This is a genomic window from Huintestinicola sp. (assembly GCF_051882455.1).
Taxonomy (GTDB): Bacteria; Bacillota; Clostridia; order Oscillospirales; family Ruminococcaceae; genus Huintestinicola.
Genome location: NZ_JBJERV010000072.1, coordinates 1 through 7,166, shown reverse-complemented (window position 1 = coordinate 7,166; position 7,166 = coordinate 1). Strand labels below are relative to the sequence as shown.

The window sequence follows — 7,166 nt, the reverse complement described above, 5'->3', positions numbered from 1 at the left end:
AGATTTTGTATCCCACAAAATCGTTTCTGAGGCACATCCCCAGCCCCCTGATTTAGGAAGGAGATAGCAATATTTATGGCTAAAAGATATATAGAAAAGCATATCAGATTAAGCGAAAAGGAAGATGATATTCTCAGAAGAAAAGCGGAAAAATCCAATGTAAGCGTCTGCGAATACATACGCCGAATGGCTGTGAACGGCGAAATCCTCCGGTATGACCTTTTGTCACTTCATGACAATTTGATAAGTTTTAGAATGGTGGGAAACGAGATGAATGCTATTGCCAAAGAGATAAACACTCACAGAACAATCAGTTCCAAAAACATCAATGCGCTGAATACACAGCTTGACTTTCTTGAAAGTTACACAGAAAAGTTCCGTATTCCGACTCCTGAAATTGTTGGGGAGGGAGAAATTCCATGAGCAGAAATATCGTGCGTCATCTGAGATTTTCAAAAAGTGAATATGAGGCTGTCAGCAGAAAAGCTGCATATCTGAAAATGTCCGAGGGAAGATTAATTCGCAAAATTGCAATTCAGGGAAATATGAAAAGGTATGATCTTTATGAACTGAGAAAAATCACAAGAGCGTTTCGTTACTGCGGTGACTCTCTTGAACAGATAAGAAAAATTGCAGAAACAGAAAAATCCGAATATCTGCCTGAGATAAAAAATATGCAGGACAGATTTTTGAACATAAGCAAGACATTCGAAAAAGAAATAAAAAAGCTCAGACCCAATGTGTTGCTCTGAGAGAAATGGAGAAAACTTATGGAGAAAAACAAAACCGAAATTATTGCGCAGATAGTTGCGCTGTTGTCACAGCTTGTTGATGATAATGATAATCAGCAGAAATCATCTGCTGCGAAAAATCCCGAAAGTCACGTTGAGATGTTGACGATCAAAGAGTGCGCCGAAGCGGTAACAGGATTATCGGAGCATACGATTCGTCAGCTTGTGGCGCAGGAGAAGATTCCGTATATCCGAACAGGCAAGGGTAAGCGTGGGAAAATACTTATCAGCAAAGCGGCGCTTTTGGAATATCTGGGAATCACATCATAAACAAAAATATGAGCATTATATGCCGACATATTTCTGATTACATACTTGACTTTATGGTAGTAAAGTGTTACAATATAAATATACAGGAGTATGTCATAAAATCTATGTTTATTTAAGGAGAATAAATCTTATGGCTACTATCAGAAAAAGAGGGGATTCTTATCAGATAAGAGTTTCCACAGGTTATGATACAAAAGGAAATCACAAGGAACAGGCAATGACCTGGAAACCCGAACCGGGTATGACGCAGCGGCAGATTGATAAGGAGCTTAACCGTCAGGCGGTCATGTTCGAGGAAGCTTGTATGCATGGATATAAGGCTTCTGCGGTCAAGTTTGAGGAACTGTCAGAGGAATGGTTTGAGGAATATGCAAAACCCAATCTCCGCAGTACCACATATGAGCGTATGCTCCAGCTCAGGCATCGAGTTTATCCTGCGATAGGTCATCTTCGTATCGACAAGATAACCGTTCGTCAGCTCCAGGCGTTTGTGAACTCTCTTGCGAAAGAGGGTGCAAACGAAAAGACAGGCAAGCCCCTTGCTCCGAAAACAATACGTCACAATCTCAGCTTTATTTCCGACGTATTCAGCTATGCTGTGAGAATGGAGCTTATCTCCGACAATCCCTGCAGCAAGGTGGTTATTCCTAAGGGAGAGGTCAAGGAAAAGCAGATCTATTCTCAGGAAGAAATGGAGCTGCTGCTCACAAGAATTATGGGCGAGCCTGTCAAGTACAAGGCATTCTTTTTCCTTATTGCGTACAGCGGTTTTCGTCGCAGCGAGATGTTGGGACTTGAATGGAAGGACATTGATTTCGAGAATAATATCATCAGCGTCCGCCGCACCTCCAACTACACCGCCGAGCGTGGAACTTACACCGATACTACCAAGACCAAGCGTTCGCAGCGCACCTTGAAGATCTCACCCTTTATTATGGATATTCTTCGTGAGCTTAAAGATGAGCAGGATGCAGAAGCACTCCGTCTGGGTGATAAGTGGGTTGAAACGGACAGGCTGTTCACCAAGTGGAACGGTGAGGAGATGAATAATCAGACTCCTTATGGCTGGCTTAAAGAGTTCTGCGAAAAGAACGATCTGCCCTTTTATGGTATTCACAGCTTTCGCCACTTTGCGGCATCTTCCCTTATCTCCGCAGGACTTGACGTTACCACCGTTTCGGGTGCGTTAGGACATTGCAACTCGGGAACGACTTTGAACGTATATTGCCATCAGTTCCAGACCGCACAGGCAAGAGTATCCGAGGCTATGGACGAAGCATTCGGATTCCTCAATAAAAATAAAGAGCATACAGCGTAATGCGTATGCTCGGACAGAAAATAGCGAATAGCGGACAAACAGCGGACAAGCCCATTTTTCAGACAAAAAGAAAACTCGCAAACATCGTACCTACGTTGTTTGCGAGCAAGTGAACTGGTGACCCGTACGGGAATTGAACCCATGATTACGCCGTGAAAGGGCGTCGTCTTAACCTCTTGACCAACGGGCCTGATAAAGCTGCCGAAGAACGACAGCTTTTAAAATGGTAGCGGCAGTGGGACTTGAACCTACGACCCCCTGGGTATGAACCAAGTGCTCTAGCCAGCTGAGCTATACCGCCATATTCAGTCTTAAAGCCTAAAGCTTCAAGCGACTTATTTATTATACACCACTCAGCATAAAAAGTCAAGCCTTTTTTTTGCTAAAAATAATTTTTGTTGATACTGCACAATTGATTCGTGAGATATCATAAAGCATAAAGTGATAATCAACAATTCAGTTAAGCATAAGCCCGTATTTTTTGCCGCAGCTTTCCGCTGAAATGATCACCGAAACCTTGCATTCCTCATAAGAAAAGCCCTCCGGAACATCTGCGGAAACAGAAAATTCAACCGATAAGCCTGCAGGAATAACAACATTTTCAGTCATATTCGTCCTGCATAAACCGGGCTGTCCGCCGCTCAGAACATCTGTGGAATAAACAATAATATCGGCGGGAGTCAGGACCATATCCTCTGCACTTCTGTTTTCGCCGCATATGACCGCAGTAAAAATGCCGTCGGAAAGGTCAGAGCCTGTTACGGAAAATGTACCGCTGCTGTCAGACTGCACCATAGCCATCAAAAAATCTCCGCCGCTTCCTTTGCCAACGCTGCCGTCCATGAACATATCCACCATAAAATCGTCAATGGGAGCAAATTTGTACATAAGCACCGCAGCTCCGCAAACAACAGCGAAAAGCACGGCAAAAGTGGAAATAACGCTTCTTCTGAGTTTCATATCAATTTTACGGCAAAACTCCTCAGGTCCCTGCATACGTCTGACCCCTTCACACAAATTATATATTATAGAATACCATACATTTACAATAGGATTATGTACTGTAAATTATTTTAATGTAAAAATTTTCCTGTGATCTGCATTGCCTGTATCGTGCGCTGCAGCAATAGCATATCTGTTAGAACCTGTCTTCACAAGAAATGTGTGCGGATTTTCGAGCATAATTTTGTCTAAGACAAGGCAAAATTTGCCGAAAAGACGTGCGTATATGCTTGTAAAGACAGGTTCTTATAAACAAAATTTGACAATCCCCGTAAAATCTGTTAAAATAAGTATATCCCAAAAGAAAGGACTTGCAGAAAAATGACAGGACTTGTGCTTGAGGGCGGGACCTTCCGCGGAATGTTCTCCGCAGGATTTATGGACGCTCTCATCGAAAAAAATATAGAGTTCCCCTACATAGTCGGGGTGTCCGCAGGGATTTCCAACGCCGCCTCCTACGTTTCAAAGCAGTTCGGACGAAATATCGAGATACTCCGCAAATACCGCGGCGACCCCCGTTATATGGGACTTGGAAATTATAAAAAATGCCGCAGTCTTTTCGGACTTGATTTTGTTTACGATGAGATACCCAACAGCCTTGTTCCTTTTGATTACGAGGAATACCACCGCTATACGGGACGCTTTCTCGTGGGCGTGACCAATGCCGAAACGGGAAAGCTTGAATGTCTGGACGGACTTGCGGACTCGGACAAATGGCTGACCCTCCGCGCCTCCTGTGCCATTCCCGGGTATTTCCCTCCTATTGAAATAGACGGGAATAAATATTACGACGGGGGGCTTGCCTCCCCTATCTGCGTGAGCCGCGCCTTTAAGGACGGCTGCGATAAAGCGGTCATAATTCTCACCCAGCCTGAAGGCTTTGTAAAAAAATGCGGCGCCGGCAATGTGATCATGAGCGGCGTTATCAAAAGGAAATTCCCTAATATGGAAAAAGCTCTCCTTATCCGTCACAAGATATATAACCGTCAGCTTGAGATTTGCAAAGAGCTTGAAAAACGCGGCAAAGCCCTTGTTTTCCGTCCTTCCGAAAAACTTGTAAGCTTTCAGAGCGACATCTCCGAGCTTGAGCGTTACTGGAAAACGGGATATAAAGCAGGCTGTGAAAACGCCGAAAAGATCAGAGATTTTATGGAAGAAAAGCAGAAGGTATGATGCACTTAATAAGCAAGGTCTTTGTAAATATCTCCGCCCAGCGTAAGAATATCATCAAGGGGAATACGTCCGCCCTTTACAAAAATAATAGTTCTTTCATACTCGTCAATAGCCCGTGCATTGCCTCTGAATGTCACATATTTCCCTCCAGATTTTTTGCTGTCGGGAACAAAATATGTCACTGCTATTTCGGGACGCTCGTAAAGATTATCCCGCAAAATGTTCAGCTTGTCGTTAAGCTCGGCGGCTCTGTCCTCGTCAATTTCAATGCGGCCGTCCGTAAGCCTTGCGGTCTCCCCTACCGCTTCATCATATCCTGACAGGGCGGCAAAGGACGAAAACTGCGCCGCCCTGTCAGGTCTCGGCATAGGCATATGCTTCTCGGATATGGGACGGGAAAGCATAAGAATATCGTCATATTTATGGTTGCTGCCGTACAATCCGGACCCTCCTTACGCTCTGTGGCCGCCTATCTGCCTGTTGCGCTCCATAGCCGTTGCGCCCTGCTGCAGATTCATACCCTTCACAATGGCATTTTTGCCGTATCTGTTTTTTATGGCAAGAATGGCGGTCTGCATATTTTTCTCGCGCATAAGCGCCCTGTCCTCACGCTTTCTCTGCTCGGACAACGCGAAACAGTCGGTAAAAAGGTCAAGCTGCTCCGCTGCCTGTTCATATGGTATATCGCTCTCGCTTATGACCTTGTTTGCGCCGATAGTCACCCTGCGGACAAGCAGGTTCTTGTCTGTTATCCTGTCAAAAAGCTTCATTGCCGCTTCGGTGATGAGCCGAGCCGACGAGGTGTAGCGTTCAAGATTTATGGTGCTGTTTACGCCCTTGGGGACCTTTCTGCCGTAATGGTCGGTCTTTATCTCGCCGCTGTAGCTCTGACTTATGCCGCTGTCCCTGAGATTTTGTGTATCATAGCCGATGGTAAGACCTATCTGATTTGAGGCAAGACGCTTTTCCACAAGGTCCAGAGCAAGCATATCCGCCATTTCCTTTATAATGAGCCTGGTCTGCTCACAGTCATGAGGAAACTGCAGTACCTGCCCCGATGATATGCTCTTGGCAGAAGGCTTGTATGCCTTGATATCCGCAATGGTGCAGGGCTCATATCCCCATGCATGGTCAATGAGCAGCTCGGTATTCTTGCCGAAAAGCCTGTACAGCAGCTCCTCATTCTCTATGGAATAACGCGCAATATCACCCATGGTGCAGATATAATAATGCTCCAGCTTCTTTGCGATACCCGGACCCACACGCCAGAAATCCGTAAGAGGACGGTGTCCCCACAGCAGCCTGCGGTACGACATTTCGTCAAGCTCAGCAATGCGTACTCCCTTTTCATCGGCAGGAATGTGCTTTGCCACAATATCCATAGCCACCTTGCAAAGATACAGATTTGTCCCTATCCCCGCCGTAGCGGTAATGCCCGTTGTGTCAAGAACATCTTTTATTATCATTGACGCCAGCTCACGGGCGGTCATTCTGTAAGTCGCCAGATAATCGGTAACGTCCATAAACACCTCGTCAATGGAATAAACGTGCATATCCTCGGGGGCGATGTATTTCAGATATATGCCGTAAATTTTCGTGCTTATGTCCATATAGCGAGCCATCTGAGGCGGAGCGGCAATGAAATCAAGCTCAAGGGACGGGTCACTTTCCAGCGCCTTTGCGTCGCTTGATTTTCCGGTAAACGTGTGACCGGGGGCATTGGCGCGCCGTCCGAAATTTATCTGCCTCACAGCCTCCGTGACCTCAAAAAGCCTTGCCCTGCCCGATATGCCGTACTTTTTAAGAGACGGTGACACCGCAAGGCATATAGTCTTTTCCGTGCGGCTCACATCAGCCACCACCAGGTTTGCGTTCAGGGGGTCAAGCCCTCTTTCGACGCACTCCACCGAAGCATAGAAGGATTTAAGGTCTATTGCAATATATGTTCTGTGCGTCATAGCTATCACCCTTCCAAACGAATTAAATGTTCTCTTTTTTATATTATACACCCAAAACAAACATTTTGCAATGGTAATTAGTAGAAAAAATGTTCCAAAAATAACATAGAACTTTTGTTACATTTTACAACTTCAAGGCAGATTTTCGTGCAGAAATAATATTATTCCGAAAACTCCCGTAAATAACGAAAAATATTGAAAAAAGCCTTGACAAAAGGAAAAGAATGTGATATAATAAATTCTGCCGCATGGAACGGGCAGACAAGCGATATTCCGCATAAAGCGGAGATATCCGCCTGTAACAGCGAGTTTTAAGGAAAAGGCAGGTGCCGAAAATGTACGCTATTATCGAAACAGGCGGAAAGCAGTATCAGGTCAAGGAGGGCGATGAGATCTTCATCGAGAAGCTCGAGGCAAACGCTGACGAGACCGTGACTTTTGACAAGGTCATCGCCGTAAACAACGACAGCTCCCTCACCGTAGGCGCACCCTACGTAGCAGGCGCAGCAGTTGAGGCTAAGGTCATCAAGAATGGCAAGTCCAAGAAGATCACTGTTTTCACCTACAAGGCAAAGAAGGGCTCTTCTCACAAGAAGCAGGGTCACAGACAGCCCTACACTAAGGTAAGAATCGACGCTATCAAGGCATGATAAA

The 7,166-nt window shown here is 45.3% G+C and carries 9 protein-coding genes and 2 tRNA genes; 6 read left to right on the top strand and 5 right to left on the bottom strand.

Translation table 11 applies throughout. The annotated features are described in order from the left end of the window. Positions 1–75 precede the first annotated feature (75 nt). The 4 genes from ACI4J0_RS09600 to ACI4J0_RS09585 all read left to right on the top strand — a co-directional run bounded on the left by ACI4J0_RS09600 (position 76) and on the right by ACI4J0_RS09585 (position 2,379). Positions 76–423, top strand: a complete 348-nt coding sequence (locus ACI4J0_RS09600; RefSeq protein WP_439765589.1) for a plasmid mobilization protein — start codon at positions 76–78, stop codon at positions 421–423. Next, the gene (locus ACI4J0_RS09595; protein WP_439765588.1) at positions 420–752 is read left to right on the top strand and encodes a plasmid mobilization protein; all 333 of its coding nucleotides are present in this window, start codon (positions 420–422) and stop codon (positions 750–752) included. The genes ACI4J0_RS09600 and ACI4J0_RS09595 overlap by 4 nt, the downstream gene beginning before the upstream one ends. An 18-nt stretch (positions 753–770) precedes the next feature. Next, positions 771–1,061, top strand: a complete 291-nt coding sequence (locus ACI4J0_RS09590; RefSeq protein ID WP_439765587.1) for a helix-turn-helix domain-containing protein — start codon at positions 771–773, stop codon at positions 1,059–1,061. Positions 1,062–1,191: 130 nt separating this feature from the next. Then, entirely contained in the window at positions 1,192–2,379 is a 1,188-nt protein-coding gene (locus tag ACI4J0_RS09585; RefSeq protein WP_439765586.1) for a tyrosine-type recombinase/integrase, read from the top strand. Positions 2,380–2,494: 115 nt separating this feature from the next. Here the strand turns inward: ACI4J0_RS09585 and ACI4J0_RS09580 are convergent. The 3 genes from ACI4J0_RS09580 to ACI4J0_RS09570 all read right to left on the bottom strand — a co-directional run bounded on the left by ACI4J0_RS09580 (position 2,495) and on the right by ACI4J0_RS09570 (position 3,375). Continuing rightward, positions 2,495–2,569 (bottom strand) — tRNA-Glu (locus ACI4J0_RS09580). A gap of 34 nt (positions 2,570–2,603) precedes the next feature. Further along, positions 2,604–2,680 (bottom strand) — tRNA-Met (locus ACI4J0_RS09575). A 155-nt stretch (positions 2,681–2,835) separates the two neighbouring features. Next, a complete protein-coding gene (locus tag ACI4J0_RS09570; RefSeq protein WP_439765585.1) occupies positions 2,836–3,375 on the bottom strand; it encodes a hypothetical protein in 540 nt (179 codons plus the stop codon). A gap of 327 nt (positions 3,376–3,702) precedes the next feature. On the opposite strand from ACI4J0_RS09570, the gene ACI4J0_RS09565 reads away from it, so the two are divergent. After that, on the top strand, positions 3,703–4,554 hold the full coding sequence (locus tag ACI4J0_RS09565; RefSeq protein ID WP_439765584.1) for a patatin-like phospholipase family protein: 852 nt from the start codon (positions 3,703–3,705) through the stop codon (positions 4,552–4,554). Positions 4,555–4,559: 5 nt separating this feature from the next. Here ACI4J0_RS09565 and ACI4J0_RS09560 read toward each other — a convergent pair whose 3' ends face one another. Together ACI4J0_RS09560 and ACI4J0_RS09555 are read right to left on the bottom strand one after the other, a co-directional pair. Beyond that, complete coding sequence (locus ACI4J0_RS09560; protein ID WP_439765583.1) at positions 4,560–4,994, bottom strand: hypothetical protein; 435 nt, start codon at positions 4,992–4,994, stop codon at positions 4,560–4,562. 12 nt (positions 4,995–5,006) lie between these two features. After that, positions 5,007–6,512: a DinB/UmuC family translesion DNA polymerase gene (locus ACI4J0_RS09555; protein ID WP_439765582.1), complete on the bottom strand. Its 1,506-nt coding sequence runs from the start codon at positions 6,510–6,512 to the stop codon at positions 5,007–5,009. A 335-nt stretch (positions 6,513–6,847) separates the two neighbouring features. Between ACI4J0_RS09555 and rplU the strand changes: the two genes are divergently transcribed. Further along, complete coding sequence (gene rplU / locus ACI4J0_RS09550) at positions 6,848–7,162, top strand: 50S ribosomal protein L21 (RefSeq protein ID WP_439765581.1); 315 nt, start codon at positions 6,848–6,850, stop codon at positions 7,160–7,162. The last annotated feature ends 4 nt before the right edge of the window (positions 7,163–7,166 follow it).

What these genes read in the sequence shown, in the direction of transcription:
- ACI4J0_RS09600 (WP_439765589.1), top strand. Translation starts at nt 76, where the DNA reads ATGGCTAAAAGATATATAGAAAAGCATATCAGATTAAGCGAAAAGGAA.
- ACI4J0_RS09595 (WP_439765588.1), top strand. Translation starts at nt 420, where the DNA reads ATGAGCAGAAATATCGTGCGTCATCTGAGATTTTCAAAAAGTGAATAT.
- ACI4J0_RS09590 (WP_439765587.1), top strand. Translation starts at nt 771, where the DNA reads ATGGAGAAAAACAAAACCGAAATTATTGCGCAGATAGTTGCGCTGTTG.
- ACI4J0_RS09585 (WP_439765586.1), top strand. Translation starts at nt 1,192, where the DNA reads ATGGCTACTATCAGAAAAAGAGGGGATTCTTATCAGATAAGAGTTTCC.
- ACI4J0_RS09570 (WP_439765585.1), bottom strand. Translation starts at nt 3,375, where the DNA reads ATGCAGGGACCTGAGGAGTTTTGCCGTAAAATTGATATGAAACTCAGA.
- ACI4J0_RS09565 (WP_439765584.1), top strand. Translation starts at nt 3,703, where the DNA reads ATGACAGGACTTGTGCTTGAGGGCGGGACCTTCCGCGGAATGTTCTCC.
- ACI4J0_RS09555 (WP_439765582.1), bottom strand. Translation starts at nt 6,512, where the DNA reads ATGACGCACAGAACATATATTGCAATAGACCTTAAATCCTTCTATGCT.
- rplU (WP_439765581.1), top strand. Translation starts at nt 6,848, where the DNA reads ATGTACGCTATTATCGAAACAGGCGGAAAGCAGTATCAGGTCAAGGAG.